12 protein-coding genes and 1 pseudogene are annotated in these 16,613 nt (G+C 70.8%); 10 read left to right on the top strand and 3 right to left on the bottom strand.

Features of this window, described 5'->3' with window-relative positions; genetic code table 11:
- Positions 1–6: 6 nt before the first annotated feature.
- Positions 7–2,439 (bottom strand): malto-oligosyltrehalose synthase, encoded by a 2,433-nt coding sequence (gene treY / locus ACRAKF_RS30090; protein WP_447040685.1) that lies wholly within the window; start codon positions 2,437–2,439, stop codon positions 7–9.
- 71 nt (positions 2,440–2,510) lie between these two features.
- The gene (gene glgX / locus ACRAKF_RS30095) at positions 2,511–4,619 is read right to left on the bottom strand and encodes a glycogen debranching protein GlgX (RefSeq protein WP_447040686.1); all 2,109 of its coding nucleotides are present in this window, start codon (positions 4,617–4,619) and stop codon (positions 2,511–2,513) included.
- A gap of 156 nt (positions 4,620–4,775) precedes the next feature.
- Here glgX and ACRAKF_RS30100 point away from each other — a divergent pair, with 156 nt between their 5' ends.
- The 4 genes from ACRAKF_RS30100 to ACRAKF_RS30115 all read left to right on the top strand — a co-directional run bounded on the left by ACRAKF_RS30100 (position 4,776) and on the right by ACRAKF_RS30115 (position 9,098).
- A complete protein-coding gene (locus ACRAKF_RS30100; protein WP_447040687.1) occupies positions 4,776–5,567 on the top strand; it encodes a Tat pathway signal sequence domain protein in 792 nt (263 codons plus the stop codon).
- An 82-nt stretch (positions 5,568–5,649) separates the two neighbouring features.
- On the top strand, positions 5,650–6,966 hold the full coding sequence (locus tag ACRAKF_RS30105) for a copper amine oxidase (protein ID WP_447040688.1): 1,317 nt from the start codon (positions 5,650–5,652) through the stop codon (positions 6,964–6,966).
- 104 nt (positions 6,967–7,070) lie between these two features.
- A complete protein-coding gene (locus ACRAKF_RS30110) occupies positions 7,071–8,312 on the top strand; it encodes an SAV2148 family HEPN domain-containing protein (protein ID WP_447040689.1) in 1,242 nt (413 codons plus the stop codon).
- Between the two features lie 78 nt (positions 8,313–8,390).
- The gene (locus ACRAKF_RS30115; RefSeq protein WP_447040690.1) at positions 8,391–9,098 is read left to right on the top strand and encodes an exonuclease domain-containing protein; all 708 of its coding nucleotides are present in this window, start codon (positions 8,391–8,393) and stop codon (positions 9,096–9,098) included.
- Positions 9,099–9,173: 75 nt separating this feature from the next.
- Here ACRAKF_RS30115 and ACRAKF_RS30120 read toward each other — a convergent pair whose 3' ends face one another.
- Complete coding sequence (locus tag ACRAKF_RS30120; protein WP_447040691.1) at positions 9,174–10,037, bottom strand: phosphotransferase enzyme family protein; 864 nt, start codon at positions 10,035–10,037, stop codon at positions 9,174–9,176.
- 170 nt (positions 10,038–10,207) lie between these two features.
- Here ACRAKF_RS30120 and ACRAKF_RS30125 point away from each other — a divergent pair, with 170 nt between their 5' ends.
- The 6 genes and pseudogenes from ACRAKF_RS30125 (at position 10,208) to ACRAKF_RS30150 (ending at position 16,491) form a co-directional block, all read left to right on the top strand.
- A complete protein-coding gene (locus tag ACRAKF_RS30125; protein ID WP_447040692.1) occupies positions 10,208–11,131 on the top strand; it encodes a carbohydrate ABC transporter permease in 924 nt (307 codons plus the stop codon).
- Complete coding sequence (locus tag ACRAKF_RS30130) at positions 11,128–11,964, top strand: carbohydrate ABC transporter permease (protein WP_447040694.1); 837 nt, start codon at positions 11,128–11,130, stop codon at positions 11,962–11,964. Before ACRAKF_RS30125 ends, ACRAKF_RS30130 begins: the two co-directional genes overlap by 4 nt.
- A complete protein-coding gene (locus ACRAKF_RS30135; RefSeq protein ID WP_447040696.1) occupies positions 11,961–13,274 on the top strand; it encodes an ABC transporter substrate-binding protein in 1,314 nt (437 codons plus the stop codon). Before ACRAKF_RS30130 ends, ACRAKF_RS30135 begins: the two co-directional genes overlap by 4 nt.
- Before the next feature lie 217 nt (positions 13,275–13,491).
- A complete protein-coding gene (locus ACRAKF_RS30140; protein WP_447042246.1) occupies positions 13,492–13,893 on the top strand; it encodes a MarR family winged helix-turn-helix transcriptional regulator in 402 nt (133 codons plus the stop codon).
- Between the two features lie 20 nt (positions 13,894–13,913).
- Positions 13,914–15,174 (top strand): annotated as a pseudogene (mgt, locus tag ACRAKF_RS30145) (macrolide-inactivating glycosyltransferase).
- A 279-nt stretch (positions 15,175–15,453) separates the two neighbouring features.
- Positions 15,454–16,491 (top strand): CDP-alcohol phosphatidyltransferase family protein, encoded by a 1,038-nt coding sequence (locus ACRAKF_RS30150; RefSeq protein ID WP_447040697.1) that lies wholly within the window; start codon positions 15,454–15,456, stop codon positions 16,489–16,491.
- Positions 16,492–16,613: the final 122 nt, after the last annotated feature.

Raw genomic sequence — 16,613 nt, forward strand, 5'->3', positions numbered from 1 at the left:
CGCCGGCTAGCCCTCCGTCCGTTCGAGCAGCGCCACAGGCGACTCCGCGAACAGCTCCGCCACGCGCGCGTGGCCCTCGAAAACACGCTCAGGGGCGAGCAGGTCCGTCCACCGCCCGGCCGGCAGCGGCAGCTCCGTCCCCCGCCAGCCGCCCGCGTCCGCGAGGCGCAGCGACAGCCGCGTCGCCGCCGCCACGACCTGCCCGGAGCGCGCGAACGCCACGCAGTGCGGCGCGCCCGGCCCCTCGGCCGTCAGCGGCTCGTACGTCGCGGCCCCGCCGAAGAGTTCGGGGCGCCTCCTGCGCAGCCGCAGGACCGCCGCCGTCAGCGCCGTCTTCTCCTCGGAGAGGTCGCAGCGCTCCCCGCCCGTGTCGAGCCGCTCCAGGACATGCCGCTGGAAGCGCACGGGGCGCCGGTTGTCGGGGTCGACCAGTGCGCGGTACTCGCCCTCCGTGCCCTGGTACAGGTCCGGTACGCCGGGAGCAGCCAGATGGAGCAGGGCCGCGCCCAGCACGTTGGCCCGTACATGGGCGTCCACTTCGCGCGTGAACGACGCGACCGCGTACAGCGGAGGACCGCACGGCCCCGCCTCCACGAACGCCTCCACCGCCTTCTCGTACGCCTCGTCGGGCTCGGTCCAGCTCGTGTGGAGGCCCGCCTCGCGCACGTGCTTGACCAGCGCGTTCCGCAGCCGTGCGTCGTACGGGAAGCCGAACCCCACCGACGTCTGCCAGGCCGCCCAGGCGAGCTGCGGGTCGGGCGCGCTCGTCCCGCAGGACCGCGCCGTCTGCTCGGTCAGCGTGGCCAGCAGGTCGGCCCACCGGTCGGGGCATTGCGTGAGGACCGAGATGCCCGCCCGGACGTCGGCGCTCCGCTTGGTGTCGTGCGTCGAGAGGACCGTGCCGGAGTAGGGCCAGTCGCGCTGCACGCGCGCGAAGTACTCGTGGAACTCCGCCAGGGAGACCGCGGGCCGCTCCGGCGCCCCGCCCACCTCCGCGGCCGACAGCAGCGGCGCGTGCCGGTAGAACGCGGTGTCCTCCAGGGCCTTCGCCCGCAGCGCGGAGGCGACCTGCGCGAACCGCGCACGGAACCCCGCCACCGCCTCCTTCGGGCGCCCACCGTCCGCCGCACCGGCCCGGCCCAGCGCCAGGTCCCGTACGACCGTGACCGTCTCCGCCTCCTGCGGCACGGTGAAGACGGCCCGCGCCTCCTCCGCCGCCCGCTCGGTCAGCACGGTCTCGGGGGCGGCGCCCCCGGTGGCGTACGGCCGGTAGACGGGAACGCGCACGAGCAGCTCGCGCAGCGCCGTCCGGATCGCCCAGGGCGCGTGGTCCCGCAGCGCGGGGTCGGCCGCGCAGATCGCGGTGGCCTCGCGCGTGAGGCGGTCCACCTCGGCGGCCAGTTCGTGCGTGACGACCTTGTACGCGGCGCGCCGCGCCGTCGCCTCCCACTCGCCGCCCCGGTCGGCCGGCGGCGCGGCGAAGCGCCGGTACTGCCCGAGCAGCTCGCCCGCGCCCGCCGGATCGGTGAGGACGCCGTCCAGGTGGCGCAGCGCGTCGTAGCCGGTGGTGCCCGCGACCGGCCAGGCGGCGGGCAGCCGCTCGCCGTCGGCGAGGATCTTCTCGACGACCGTCCAGCGCCCGCCCGTCGCCTCGTGCAGCCGTTGCAGATACGTTCCTGGATCGGCGAGGCCGTCCGGGTGATCGATCCGCAGGCCCTCGACCACGCCCTCGTGCAGCAGCTCCAGGATCTTGGCGTGGGTCGCCTCGAAGACGTCGGGATGTTCGACGCGCACCCCGATGAGGTCGGAGACCGTGAAGAAGCGCCGGTAGTTGAGTTCCGTACGGGCCAGCCGCCACCAGGCCAGGCGGTACCACTGGGCGTCGAGCAGCTCCGGCAGCGGCAGGTGCTCGGTGCCCTCACGGATGGGGAACGCGTGTTCGTGGTAGCGCAGGACGTCGCCCTCGGCCCGCAGCGCCCCCAGCTCGTCCCCGAGCCTGCCCCCGAGCACCGGCAGCAGGACGCGCCCGCCCCCGGCCTCCCAGTCGATGTCGAACCAGTGTGCGTACGCCGAATCGGGCCCTCCGCGCAGTACGTCCCAGAGCGCGTGGTTGTGCCGCGGCACGGCCGCCATGTGGTTCGGCACGATGTCCACCACCAGGCCGAGGCCGGCCTCCCGGGCCGTGCGCGCCAGGGCCCGCAGCCCCTCCTCGCCGCCCAGTTCCTCCCGCACGCGCGCGTGGTCCACCACGTCATACCCGTGCGTCGAGCCGGGCACCGCCTCCAGGACCGGTGACAGGTGCAGATGCGACACACCGAGGGCGGCGAGATACGGGACGGCCGCCTCGGCGGCGGCGAACGGGAAGTCCGGCTGGAGCTGGAGCCGGTACGTCGCGGTCGGCGGAGGCGGCACCGCGGGGCCGGAACGGTCAGGGGTCATGCGAAGGTACGTACCCGCCAGGACGCCTTTCGTGTCATCCGCTCCTGCCGGTCACCCTCTTCGGCGCGTCGTCATGCCGGCCGCCGCAGTACCGTGAGGCTCCGGTCGGTCAGGGTCAGGCGGTCACCGGCCCGCACCTTGGGGCCCGCGTCCGGCTCCACCCCTTCTTCGAGCGCCGTGTCGACCACGATCTGCCACTGCCGCCCGTGGTTGACCGGAACCACGAACTCCAGGGGCTCCGGCGAGGCGTTGAACATCAGCAGGAACGAGTCGTCGGTGATCCGCTCGCCGCGCTGCCCCGGCTCCGAGATGGCGTTGCCGTTCATGAACACGCTCAACGCGCGCGCGTGCGACGCGTCCCAGTCGCTCTGCTCCATCTCCTCGCCCTCCGGAGTGAACCAGGCTATGTCGGACAGCTCGTCGCGGGTGCCCTGGACGGGGCGGCCGTGGAAGAACCGGCGCCGCCGGAAGACCGGATGGTCGCGCCGGAGCATCGCCATCGCGCGCGTGAAGGCCGGCAGGGAACTCTCCTCGTCCGGCCAGTGCACCCACGCGACCTCGTTGTCCTGGCAGTACGCGTTGTTGTTGCCGCCCTGGGTGCGGGCGAACTCATCCCCGTGGCTGAGCATCGGCACGCCCTGGGAGAGCATCAGCGTGGCGATGAAGTTGCGCATCTGCCGCTCGCGCAGGGCGAGGACGTCCGCGTCGTCGGTCTCGCCCTCGGCGCCGCAGTTCCATGAGCGGTTGTGGCTCTCGCCGTCCCGGTTGTGCTCGCCGTTGGCATGGTTGTGCTTCTCGTTGTACGAGACGAGGTCGTGCAGGGTGAAGCCGTCGTGGCAGGTGGTGAAGTTGATGGAGGCCAGGGGCCGCCGGCCGTCGTCCTGGTAGAGGTCGGAGGAGCCGGTGAGCCGGGACGCGAACTCCGCGAGGGTGCGCGGCTCGCCCCGCCACAGGTCGCGCACCGTGTCCCGGTACATGCCGTTCCACTCGGTCCACAGCGGCGGGAAGTTGCCCACCTGGTAGCCGCCCTCGCCGACGTCCCAGGGCTCGGCGATGAGCTTCACCTGGCTGACGACGGGGTCCTGCTGCACGAGGTCGAAGAACGACGAGAGCCGGTCCACCTCGTGGAACTGCCGGGCGAGCGTCGCCGCGAGGTCGAAGCGGAAGCCGTCCACGTGCATGTCGGTGACCCAGTGCCGCAGCGAGTCCATGATCATCTGGAGTACGTGCGGCGACCGCATCAGCAGTGAGTTGCCGGTCCCCGTGGTGTCCATGTAGTAGCGGGGATCGTCGCTGAGACGGTAGTACGAGGCGTTGTCCAGGCCCTTGTAGGACAGCGTGGGGCCCAGGTGGTTGCCCTCGGCGGTGTGGTTGTAGACGACGTCGAGGATCACCTCGATGCCCGCCTCGTGCAGCGCCTTCACGGCCTGCTTGAACTCCAGGACCTGCTCGCCCCGGTCGCCCCAGGAGGCGTACGCGTTGTGCGGGGCGAAGAAGCCGATGGTGTTGTAGCCCCAGTAGTTGTTCAGGCCCATGTCGACCAGGCGGTGGTCGTTGACGAACTGGTGGACCGGCATCAGCTCCAGAGCGGTCACGCCGAGGCCGGTGAGGTGCTCGATGACCGCCGGGTGGCCGAGCGCCGCGTACGAGCCGCGCAGGTCGTCGGGGAGGTCCGGATGCAGCATCGTCAGGCCCTTCACATGGGCCTCGTAGATCACGGTCTGGTGGTACGGGGTGCGGGGCGGCCGGTCGTCGCCCCAGTCGAAGTACGGATTGACCACCACCGACGTCATCATGTGGGGGGCCGAGTCCAGGTCGTTGCGCTTGTCGGGGTCCTCGAAGTGGTAGCCGTACACCTCCTCGCCCCAGTCGACGTGCCCGCTCACCGCGCGCGCGTAGGGATCGAGCAGCAGCTTCGCGGAGTTGCAGCGGTGCCCCTGTCCGGGATCGTAGGGACCGTGTACGCGGAAGCCGTAGCGCTGCCCGGGCATGACGCCGGGGAGGTAGGCATGCCGTACGAACGCGTCGGACTCACGCAGCTCGATGGCTGTCTCCGAGCCGTCGTCGTGCAGCAGACACAGCTCCACGCGCTCCGCGGCTTCGGAGAAGACCGCGAAGTTCGTGCCGGCTCCGTCGTACGCGGCGCCTAAGGGGTACGCCTGTCCAGGCCAGACCTGCATGCGGAGTCTCTTTCACTCACGCCCCCTCTGTTCGGGGCACATTGGCCAGAGTCTGCCCAAAAGTGGGGCAACCACTGCGTAGTCGAACCCGTCTAACCCGCTGACCACATACTCGGCATGCCCACAAAAGGGATGCCAGGGGAGTAGGGGGAGTTAGTGCGCGAGATAGTCAGACGCCACCTGGGGAAGGTGGTGGCGGGCGCGGCAGTCGCGGCGGCCGCCACCGCCGTGCTGGTGGGCGCCGTTCTGCCCGGAGCGGGGGCGGGCGAGTCGGGGGACCGCCAGGCCAACGCGGCAGCACAGGAACAGGACGCCATCGCCAAGAACGGCGTCGTCGAGGAGGCGCCCGAGGAGGGCGCGAGGGGCGTCGGCAGCGATCCGCTGACCGACGAGGAGATCAAGCGGGCCGAGAAGGTGTCGGTGTCCGCGCCGATGCGCTCCAGCGCCCGGGACGTCGAAGGGGACCGCGGCCCGCAGCTGCTGTCCACGAACCTCAGCGAGCCGGACCCGACCGACATCGGCGCGGCCGCGGAGCGCAGGGCCGAAGTCGTCTACTACGACTACAAGAAGGACGCGGTCATCACCAAGACCGTCAACCTGGAGACCGGCAGGGTGGACGACACGACGACCGCCCAGAACGTCCAGCCGCCGCCCAGCCAGGAGGAGCTCGTCGAGGGTGCCCGGCTGCTGATCGCCGACCCGCTCGGCAAGGGCCTGAAGAAGGACTTCAAGCACGCCACCGGCAAGGCGCTCACGGGCCCCGGGCAGCTCGAACTGAGCGGCATGGTCTTCCGCAAGGAGACCGTCGAGCGCGTGCCCGCGGAGCTGACCGAGTGCGGCAAGCACCGCTGCCTCCAAGTCGTCACCAAGGTCAAGAGCGGCCCCTGGATCGACACCAGGTCCCTCGTCGTGGACCTGAGCACCGGCACCGTGGGGCGCCTCGGCTGACCCGGCCGCGCGCGGCACGGCGATCCGTGCCCGCGCCCGACACCACACTCGTTTCTCCTCGTACGAGGGAGTTCACTCCGCAATGCACGTCAACAGACTTTCGCGCGCCCGCGGCCGGGCCACCATGGCCGTCGCGGTCTCCGCGCTCATCGGCGGCGCCCTGAGCGCCACCACCCCCGCCTCCGCCGCACCGCAGGCGCCGAGCGCGCCCGCCGCCGCGGCCGACTGCAGCGACGCCTACAAGATCGAGCAGACCCTCGACGGCGGCACGACCTGGCGCATGTGCTGGCACTACAACACGCTCTCCGGGCTGATACTCGACAAGATCAGCTACCAGCCCAAGGGCGAGCCCAAGCCGATCCCCGTCCTGACCAGCGCCCGCCTCGCGCAGGTGCACGTCCCCTATGACGACGGTGAGGCCGAGTACGACGACGTCACCGGCACCGACTTCGGCCAGGCGCTGCAGAACCTCAAGACGAGCGAGTGCCCCGGCGGCACCATCAAGACCGTCAAGGTCCCCAACCGCGGCAACGTCAAGGGCCTGTGCACCACCACGCGCGCGCGTGGGCACGCCTACCGCCTGAACGACGACCCGAGCACCGGCGGCACCGGCAAGGTCTACACGGGCCAGGGCAAGGACCTGCTCGTCTACACCGTGAACAAGGCCTCCTGGTACGAGTACATCACCGAGTGGCGCTTCTCCTCGGACGGCACGATCAGCTCCAACGTCGGCGCGACCGGCAGCCTCTCGCCGTACGACTACGACGGTGGCGACAGCCGCGGCTGGCCCATCGGCAAGGGCGACCAGGCCAAGGCCGAGAGCCACGCGCACAACGTCTTCTGGCGGCTGAACTTCGGCCTGGACGGCTCCCCGAAGGCCAAGGTCGAGCAGTACGACTCCAAGGTCACCCCGCCCACCGGCCAGGGCAGCCCCAAGACGAAGACCACCCGCACCAAGGTCAGCAAGGAACTCGCGGGCGACCGCAAGGACATGCGCTGGTGGCGCGTCGTCAGCGGCGCCGGCAAGAACAAGGACGGCCACCCCAGGTCGTACGAGATCGTGCCCGGGGCCAGCAGCAAGCACGCGGGCCGGGAGTTCACCAAGCACGACGTGTACTTCACCCAGTACAAGAAGTGCGAGCAGTACGCGAGCAACAACCCGGGATGCGCGGGCGGAGCGCCGACCAGTGTCGACAAGTGGGTGAACGGCCAGACGATGACGCACCCCGTCACCTGGGTGCACGTCGGCTTCCACCACATCGCCCGTGATGAGGACCAGCAGCCGATGCCGGTCCACTGGCAGGGCTTCTCGCTCGCCGCGCGTGACGTCACCGCTATGAGTCCGCTCACTCCGCAGGACCTCGCCGGGCAGAACGGTCAGCCGCCGATGGGCGGTTGAGAAACGACCCTGCCCATCGGGCTGCACCGCCCGCCGCTCCCGGAGTACCCTTCCTTGATCGTTGACCGGGGGAGTGTGCGGGGGAGCGGAAGGCGGGTGCGCGGGTGAGCTCGGGTGGGCGGGAGCTGCCCCCAGGTGACGAGGGTCACGAGGGGGGCTCCGCGGACGTACCCGCCGGAGCGGTGTCGCTGGCGCGGCCGATGGAGACGGCGTCCCAGATAGGTCCGGAGCTGGAGTGGGACGCCGACGCCTGGCGCGAGGTCCGTACGCGCGCCCAACGGGCCGGGCGGGCCTACATCTGGCTGAACCTGGTGGAACAGCGGCTGCGCGCGGTCGTGGCCGCTGTTCTGCGCCCGATCTACGTACCGGTGCACGGGGACGACTGGGTGGTGGCCGCCGCCGGGCCCGCCGGCCAGGAGTGGGTGCAGCGGGCGGTCGCCGTGCGCGAGGTGAGCCGCCGCAAGGGGTACCTGCTCGACCCCGCCGACGACAACGTCCTCAGCTTCCTCACGCTGCCCCAGCTCCGCGAGCTGATGGTGCAGCACTGGCCGTGCTTCGAGCCGTACCTCGACGAGCGGCGCGACGTCGAGCTCGCCCTGGACGAGCTGGAGGTCACCCGCAACGTCGTCTCGCGCAACCGCGCGCTCTCGGAGGCGGTCCTCGCCCAGGCCGAGCGCGCCTCGGCCAGGCTGCTCGACATCCTCGGCGCGGGCACCGACACGCCGTCCGGGCGGCGCCTGCCCGTCGACGCCGTCGAGGACCTGGTCGGCGACCGGTACGCGGACGTGGTCGCCGTCCACTCCGACCGGGTGCGGCTCCTGCGGCAGTTCCCCGCGGAGGACATCTTCGGCGGTGCCCGCCGCCTCGACGCGATCGGGATCGGCCTCAACCTCCTCGCCCAGAACTTCTCCGGGCGCCGTCTCGTCAGGCTCGCGGAGTCCGGCTGCCGGGCGCGGCTGCTCTTCCTCAACCCGGCGAGCAGCGCGGTCAAGCGCCGCGAGCGCGAGCTGGGCATCAAGAAGGGCGAGTTGAGCCGTACGGTCGAGATGAACATCCTGCACATGCGCCGGGTCAGGGCGCGCCTGCGGGACCCGGGCGCCTTCGAGATCCAGGTCTTCGACGAGACGCCGCGCTTCACCGCGTACCTGGTCGACGGGGACGGGCCGGACGGTATCGCCGTCGTCCAGTCGTATCTGCGCAGGACGCGGGGGATGGAGGCGCCGGTGCTCGTGCTGCGCGGCGGTGGCCGGGTGGTCAAGTCGGACGATACGGGCGAAGGCGGTCTTTTCGCCACGTATCGCGAGGAGTTCGAACTGGCGTGGGCGGACTCGCGGCCGGTCTCGTGAACGCTGCTCTGCCGTTGTCAGTGGTGCGTGCGATCGTGGTGGTCACTGGGGGAAAGCACCACGAAGAAGGGGGCGGCCATGGGCTGGCACCAAGAGCTGATGGTCGGGTTCGACCTGGAGACCACGGGGACAAACCCGGCCGAGTCACGCATCGTCACCGCGGCGGTGGTGGAGCTCAAAGCCGGTGAGACGCTGGGGCACCGCACCTGGCTCGCGGACCCGGGCGTTCCGATACCGGCCGACGCGGTCGCCGTGCACGGCGTCACCAATGAGCGAGCGGTGGCCGAGGGCAGACCCGCCGACGAGGTGGCGGGGACACTGGCCGACGTCCTCACGTCGTACTGGCTGTCGGGCGTCCCGGTCGTCGCGTACAACGCGGTCTTCGACCTGAGCCTGCTCTCCGCCGAACTGCGGAGGCATGGCCTGCCGTCCCTGCGCGAGCGCCTCGACGGCGCCGAGCCGGGACCGGTCATCGACCCGTACACGATCGACCGCCGCGCGGACCGCTACCGCAGGGGCAAGCGGAATCTGGAAGCGGTCTGCACGGAGTACGGCGTGGTCCTGGAGTCGGCCCACGACGCCCTCGCCGACGCCCTCGCCGCGGTCCGCCTCGCCCGCGCGATAGCCGGCCGCCACCCCAAGGTCGCCGCTCTCGGCCCGGCGGAGCTGCACCGCCGCCAGACCGAGTGGTATGCGCAGTGGGCGGCGGACTTCCAGAGCTTCCTGCGCGGCAAGGGCAACGCGGACGCCGTGGTGGACGACGTGTGGCCCCTGCGGGAGAGCTAGCGGGGCTCTTCCGCAGGACTCCTGCCGCAGGACTCCTGCCGCAGGGCTCCTGGCGCAGGGCTCCTGGCGCCGGGCTCAGAAGGGGTACCAGCGGACCTCGGGATCGCCGTCCCGCAGGGACGCCACCCGGCGGCGGAACTCGTCGAGCGCCTTCGGGTTGGCGGGCGCGTGCTGGGCGACCCAGGCGCAGCTCGCGGTCTCCCTGGCCCCGCGCAGCACGGCACACCCGTCCCACTCGCGCACGTCCCAGCCGTACGTCGACACGAAGCCGTCGTACGCCTCGGGCGCGAGGCCGTAGCGGTCGCGGGAGAGCGCCATGACGACCAGGTCGTGCTCGCGCAGGTCCGAGGAGAACGTCTCCAGGTCCACGAGGACGGGGCCTTCCGGGCCGACCAGGACGTTGCGGGGCAGCGCGTCGCCGTGGATCGGGCCCGGGGCGAGGCGCGGGACCAGCGCGGCCGAGGCGGTGGCGAAGCCGTCCCTGCGCCGGCGGAGGTAGTCCGCGTCGGCCGGGTCGATGGCGTCGCCCGCGAGCCGCAGCCAGCGCTCGACACCCCCGAGCAGTTCACGGCGGGGCAGTTCCAGGGAAGGGGGTTCAAGGGCGTGTACGAGACGGATGAGCGCGGCGAGGTCACGCGGCTCGGCGGGGCGCACGGCCTCGGGGAGCCGGTGCCAGACCGTGACCGGATGGCCGTCCACGAGGCGGGCCCCGTCTTCGGCGGCGCGCACGGCGGGGACGCCGGCCTGTTCGAGCCACCGGGCGACGGCGAGTTCCCGCTCGGCCCGGGCGAGCAGTTCGGGGGCGGCGCGCCCGACCTTGACGACGAGATCGCCGGCGGCGAACACCGCGTTCTCACCGAGCGCGATCAGCTCGGCCCCGCTCGTCGCCACCGCCGGAGCCGCCGCGCGCAGTACACGCCGCGCCTGTGCCTCGTCCATCCCGTGCCTCCCGCACCCATCACCCGGATCGCCGACAGTCTCGCATTCGCACTGGCCAAGGCGTGTGCGCGGGCTGCGCAGCCGCTTGACGTATCAAGATCACATCAGCACGATGACGGGGGCCGCCAGGGCGGCCGGACCCACACCAGCCGCCCAAAGGAGCCGATCCCGTGACATTGGCGACCGCGACGAAGCGGTCAGCGAGAGGCACGCCAGGTTCGCGACCGGCGGACCACGGCGCGTGGTTCCTCGTGCTGCCCGCGCTGATCCCGATCCTCGTCCTCAGCGTCGGCCCGCTCCTCTACGGCATCGCGCTGGCCTTCACCGACTCCCAGTCGGGCCGCACCGAACCCACCCAGTGGATCGGCGGGCTCAACTTCCAGGACCTGCTGCACGACACGCTGTTCTGGGACTCGTTCCGGATCGGCCTGCTGTGGGCGTTCGGCGTCACCGTGCCGCAGTTCTTCCTCGCGCTCGGCCTCGCCCTGCTGCTCAACCAGCCGCTGCGGATGCGCTGGCTGGCGCGGGCGCTCGCGATCATCCCGTGGGCGATGCCGGAGGTCGTCGTCGGCATCATGTGGCGGCTCGTCTACCACCCGGACGCCGGCGTGCTCAACGAAACGCTCTCCGGCCTCGGCCTCGGGGAGGGCAAGGACTGGCTGACCGGCACGGCCACCGCGCTCTTCGCCGTGATCGTCGTCGGCATCTGGGCGGGCATGCCGCAGACCACCGTCGCCCTGCTCGCCGGACTACAGAACACGCCGCGCGAGCTGCACGAGGCCGCCGCGATGGACGGCGCGGGTGCATGGCGACGGTTCCGCACCGTCACCTGGCCCGCGATCAAGCCGATCGCCCTCGCCATCACCGCGCTCAACTTCATCTGGAACTTCAACTCCTTCGCCCTGGTCTACGTCCTCACCCAGGGCGGCCCCGGCGGCCGCACCCGCCTGCCCATGCTGTTCGCCTACGAAGAGGCATTCCGCTACGGCCAGTTCGGCTATGCCGCCGCCATGGGCTGCGTCATGGTCGCCGTGATCTCGGTGATCCTCGCCTGCTACCTCGTGGGCCGCCTGAAGGGAGGCGACGAGGCATGACGCGTACGAAGAAGACCACGCGCGCCGCGCAGTACGCGGCGCTCGCCGCCTACCTCGTCTTCCTGGCCTTCCCGTTCCTCTGGCTGATCTCGACGGCCTTCAAGCCCGCGCGGGAGCTGGGCAGCCTCCACCCCACGTGGATCCCGCAGGACCCGACGCTGGAGAACTTCCGGCAGGCCTTCGACGAGCAGCCGCTGCTGCGGGCCGCGGGAAACTCCCTGGTCGCGGCGGGCAGCGCGGCCCTGATCGCGGTCGTCGTCGCGACCCCGATGGCGTACGTCATGGCGCGGCACCGCAGCCGCCTCGCGAAGGCGGCCACGGGCTGGGTGGTGATCAGCCAGGCGTTCCCGTTCGTCCTGATCATCATCCCCCTCTTCCTGATCCTGAAGAACCTGCACCTGATCAACTCCCTGCTCGGCCTGATCATGGTCTATGTGGTGTGGTCGCTGCCCTTCGCGCTGTGGATGCTCGTGGGGTACGTCCGTGCCGTGCCCGCCGAGCTGGAGGAGGCGGCGGCGGTGGACGGCGCGAGCAGGGTGCGGACGTTCGTCTCGGTGGTCGCGCCGCTCCTCGCGCCCGGCATCGTGGCCACCGCGATGTTCGCCTTCATCACCGCGTGGAACGAGTTCTTCTTCGCGCTCGTCCTGCTCAAGACCCCGGAGAAGCAGACGTTGCCGGTCATCCTCAACCGTTTCATCGGCGCGGAGGGCGTCGCGGACCTCGGCCCGCTCGCCGCGGCGGCCTTCCTCGCGACCATCCCCTCGCTCGTCATCTTCGCGATCATCCAGAAGCGGATCACGGGCGGCATGCTGGCGGGGGCGGTGAAGGCGTGACGCGTACCCCACGGTTCCGCTCCGGCCGCGCCCGCCTCCTCGGCGCCGCCACCGCGCTCACCCTGCTGCTCGCCGGATGCAGCGGCGGCGCGGGCGACGACGACGGCCGGATCACCCTCCAGTTCCAGTCCCTGGCCTGGCAGAAGGAGTCCGTCGACGCCAACAAGGCACTGGTCGAGGAGTGGAACGCCACGCACCCCGACGTCAAGGTCGAGTACGTGCAGGGTAGCTGGGACAGCGTCCACGACCAGCTCCTCACGTCCTTCGAGGGCGGCGAGGCGCCGGACATCATCCACGACGCCTCGGACGACCTCGCCGACTTCGCGTACGGCGGCTATCTCGCGGACCTCGGCGACCTCCTGCCCGAGCGCCTCAAGTCGGACATCCCGCAGCGGAGCTGGGAGACGACGACGTTCGGCGGCAAGGTCTACGGAGTCCCGTTCCTCCAGGAGCCGCGCGTCCTGATCGCCGACGCGAAGTGGCTGAAGCGGTCGGGCGTACGGATCCCGACCCCCGAGAAGCCCTGGAGCTGGCAGGAGTTCAGACGCGTCACCGCGCGGCTCGGCGACGGCAAGGACGGGAAGTACGGCGTCGCCTGGCCGCTGAAGGAGCCGGTCTCCGCGACGCTCAACCTCTCGCTGTCCGCGGGCGGCCAGATGTTCCACCGGGGCGAGGACGGCAAGGTCGACGTCCGCTTCGGCAAGGGCGACGAAACCATGCCGCGCACGGTCCACGACCAGGTGAACAAGGACAGGAGCGCCTCGGACGTCACCCTCGGCATGGGCGGCTCCGACACGCTCCCCGGCTTCTTCGGCGGCAAGTACGCGATGGTCCCGCTCGGCTTCTCCTACCGCCAGCAGATCGCCCAGCAGGCCCCCAAGGGCTTCGACTGGCAGGTGCTGCCCGCGCCCGCGGGTACGGAGGGGCTCGCGCAGGGCGTCAGCCCGCAGACGCTGTCCATCTCGGAGGACAGCCCGCACAAGAAGGAGGCGGCGGAGTTCATCGACTTCTTCCTCCAGCCGCAGAACATGGTGAAGCTGGCGCGCGGCGACTGGATGCTGCCGACCGGCGAGGAGGCGCTGAAGGACCCCGCGCTGCACACGGAGAAGCACGACTGGGCCACGGGCACGGCCCTCGCCGAGCACCTGCGCTCGGCCCCCGCCCAGGCGGTGCGCGGCTACCCGGAGTGGAAGGACAAAGTGGCCACCCCGGCGCTCCAGGAGTACTACAGCGGCGCGATCGACATGGCGGAGCTGCGCAAACGCCTGGTGGAGGACGGCAACCGAGTGCTGGCGCGCTACCAGCGGTAGCGGGCGGGGGCCGACCTCACACGGCCACCGGCCTCCCTCACACGCCCACCGGCCTCGTCACGTTGTACTCTGCAACCATCCAGGGGAAGGGTGGAACGTGAGCGAGCCGGACAAGTCCCCGGCCCCGGCCGGGGTGACGGCGGATTCCGCGGCAGGGGAGCCGGGTGAGACGGCGCCCCCGTCACGGGATGCCGCCATCGAGACCATCCAGCGTGAGATGACCGCCTTCGCGCGCCGCGCCCGTGCCACCGCCGCGCGGATGCACCCCGAGCTCTCGCTCGTCTCGTTCACCCTCCTCGGGCACCTCGAGTTCCAGGGCGGCTGCCGGGCCACGGATCTGGCCGCGCACTACACGCTCGACAAGTCGACGATCAGCAGGCAGGTCGGCGCGCTGGAGAAGGCCGGGCTCGTCGAGCGGCGGCGGGACCCCGCCGATCACCGGGTGCACGTGCTGCACCTCACCGAGCGGGGGGACGAGGTCCTCGCGCAGGTCGGCAACGCCCGCCGGATGGCCTTCCGCGAGCGGCTCGCCGAGTGGAGCGGGCCGGATCTGTCCCGGTTCGCGGAGTATTTGCTGCGCTACAACGAGACTGCCGCCGGGGAGCCCGGTATCGAGTAGCCGCCGCTGACGCGTGAAAGGTGTTGCACGAGACGTCTCGTCTTGTTTAGGCTGCCGGGTATGACCACACCCCGGCCCGCCCATATCGCCATGTTCTCGATCGCCGCCCATGGCCACGTCAATCCGAGCCTCGACGTCATCCGTGAGCTCGTCGCCCGGGGGCACCGCGTCACGTACGCCATTCCGCACGCCTTCGCGGAGAAGGTCGCCGAGGCCGGTGCCGAACCCCGGCCCTACACCACGACACTGCCCTCGCCGGACGCCGACCCGGACGCCTGGGGCACCGAGCTGATCGACCACATCGAGCCGTTCCTCGCCGACGCGATCCAGGTCCTGCCGGAGCTGGCCCGCGCGTACGAGGGGGACGAGCCCGACCTCGTACTGCACGACATCACCTCGTACCCCGCGCGCGTCCTCGCCCGCCGCTGGGGCGTCCCCGAGATCTCGCTCTCGCCGAACCTCGTCGCTTGGGAGGGGTACGAGGAAGAGGTCGCCGGACCGATGTACGCGGAGCTGAAGGCGACCGAGCGGGGGCAGGCCTACTACGCGCGCTTCACCGCCTGGCTGGCCGAGAACGGGATCGACCAGCACCCTGATTCCTTCGTCGGCCGGCCGTCGCGGTCACTCGTGCTGATCCCGAGGGCGCTCCAGCCGCACGCCGACCGGGTCGACGAGAGCGTGCACACGTTCGTCGGCGCCTGTCAGGGCGACCGGGCGGCGCAGGGCGCCTGGGAGCGGCCCGCCGATGCCGGGAAGGTGCTGCTCGTCTCGCTCGGTTCCGCCTTCACCAAGCAGCCCGCGTTCTACCGTGAATGCGTCAAGGCCTTCGGGGACCTGCCGGGCTGGCACGTGGTGCTCCAGGTGGGCAAGCACGTCGACGTGGGCGAACTGGGCGGCGAACTGGGGGATGTGCCGGGGAATGTGGAGGTGCGGTCCTGGGTGCCGCAGCTCGCGGTGCTGAAGAAGGCCGACGCCTTCATCACGCACGCCGGTGCGGGCGGCAGTCAGGAAGGGCTCGCCACCGCCACGCCGATGGTCGCCGTACCGCTGGCCACGGATCAGTTCGGCAACGCCGACATGCTCCAGGGGCTCGGCGTCGCCCGGCATCTGCCGATGGCGGAGGCGGACGCGCCGGCGCTGCGCGAGGCGGTCCTCGCGCTGGTCGACGACCCCGAAGTGGCGCGCAGGCTGGCGGAGATCCAGGTCTCCATGGCGGCCGAGGGCGGCACGACGCGGGCGGCCGACCTCATCGAGGCGGAGCTGCCCAAGGCGAAGGCGTGACCCGACCCGGCCCGACCCGATCCGACCTGGGCCGGGGCCGTCTCGTCGTTCGCCATCGAAATGAGCGGGGCCCGGTGGTTCCACTTTCGATGTAACGCTCCGTCACGCTTTTCGGTAACGCTCAGGTAACGTGGCCTTGTTCTGGCAGGGCTATTGACTCGTCCTGAAAGGCAGACCGTTACCCCCCGTTAAAGGTTGCACGAGGGGGATCTTGTCCCTTGAGCGAATATCTCCCTAGCGTGAGGTGAACTTTCGTCGAACACCAGGAAGTTGACCCCCATGCGCCGAGACATACCGCCCCTCGCCGAGGTGCGCCGCATCACAGAGAAGAAGCGCGACGCGTGGTGGACCGTGTTGCTCGTCGACCCGGTCGCCACGCCGCTCGTACGGTTCACCGCGATGCGCACGAACATCACGCCCAACCAGATCACGTGGGGTGCGTTCCTTCTGGGGCTCGGCTCCGCCGCGTGCTTCGCGTTCGGTGACTGGAAGTGGCTCGTTCTCGGTGCCGTCGTCTACCACCTCAGCTTCATCCTCGACTGCATGGACGGGAAGGTCGCCCGGCTCACCGGTCAGGGCTCCGTCTTCGGCGCCTGGCTCGACTTCGTCTTCGACCGCATCCGCGTCATGGTCTGCGGCGTCGCCCTGATGGGCGGCCAGTACGAGCGCACCGGCGACACCTTCTACATCTGGCTCGCGCTCGCCGTGGTGGGCCTCGACACCCTGCGGTACATCAACTCCCTGGAGATCTTCAAGATCCGTCACACCATGCGCAAGCAGATCAAGACGCGCATGCGGGCGGCGCGGCGGGCGCAGAACGAGGCGGAGCTCGCCTTCATGGAGGACCTGCTGCGGGACAACCCCCAGGCGGACATCGAGCAGGACCTCCAGAGGGCGCGCGGCGAGGCCCCGTATACCGTGCCCGCTCAGGCCGTGCCCGCTCAGGCCGTGCCCGGGACCGGGACCGAGGCTGAGGCCGGGAACGACGGGGAAGAGGGGCCTGCGGGCGCCGAGCCCAAGGCTCGGGTCATCGACCTGCACCAGGAGTTCCGGCGCAAGTTCCCGCTCTATCTGCGGGCCCGTTCCTTCCTGCTCCGGCACCGCATCCGGGCGCACCTCGTCAGCGGCATCGAGTTCCAGATGGGCGTCTTCATGATCGGCCCGCTGTTCGACGTGGTGATGCCCGCGACGATCGTGTCCGGCGTGCTCCTGCTCGTCTTCGAGCTCGCCATCATCTACAAACTGCTGCTCTCGACGCGGGACTTCACGCGGACGATCGACTCCTTCGAGGAGGAGCGGGTCGCCACCACGGTGTGACGTGGTGTGGGGCCCGAGTTGGGGGGATTCGGGCTCTGGATGTCCGTTCCCGTGTGACAGATCCCCTTTGTTATTACAGAACCTTGTTGAACAAGTCACAGCTGCATGAAGGTATTGATCTG

It is taken from the genome of Streptomyces sp. DSM 118878 (assembly GCF_052936595.1).

Bases quoted from the DNA above. Each gene is read 5' to 3' on its own strand.
- treY (WP_447040685.1), bottom strand. From the start codon at position 2,439: ATGACCCCTGACCGTTCCGGCCCCGCGGTGCCGCCTCCGCCGACCGCG.
- glgX (WP_447040686.1), bottom strand. From the start codon at position 4,619: ATGCAGGTCTGGCCTGGACAGGCGTACCCCTTAGGCGCCGCGTACGAC.
- ACRAKF_RS30105 (WP_447040688.1), top strand. From the start codon at position 5,650: ATGCACGTCAACAGACTTTCGCGCGCCCGCGGCCGGGCCACCATGGCC.
- ACRAKF_RS30115 (WP_447040690.1), top strand. From the start codon at position 8,391: ATGGGCTGGCACCAAGAGCTGATGGTCGGGTTCGACCTGGAGACCACG.
- ACRAKF_RS30120 (WP_447040691.1), bottom strand. From the start codon at position 10,037: ATGGACGAGGCACAGGCGCGGCGTGTACTGCGCGCGGCGGCTCCGGCG.
- ACRAKF_RS30130 (WP_447040694.1), top strand. From the start codon at position 11,128: ATGACGCGTACGAAGAAGACCACGCGCGCCGCGCAGTACGCGGCGCTC.
- ACRAKF_RS30140 (WP_447042246.1), top strand. From the start codon at position 13,492: ATGACCGCCTTCGCGCGCCGCGCCCGTGCCACCGCCGCGCGGATGCAC.
- ACRAKF_RS30150 (WP_447040697.1), top strand. From the start codon at position 15,454: ATGCGCCGAGACATACCGCCCCTCGCCGAGGTGCGCCGCATCACAGAG.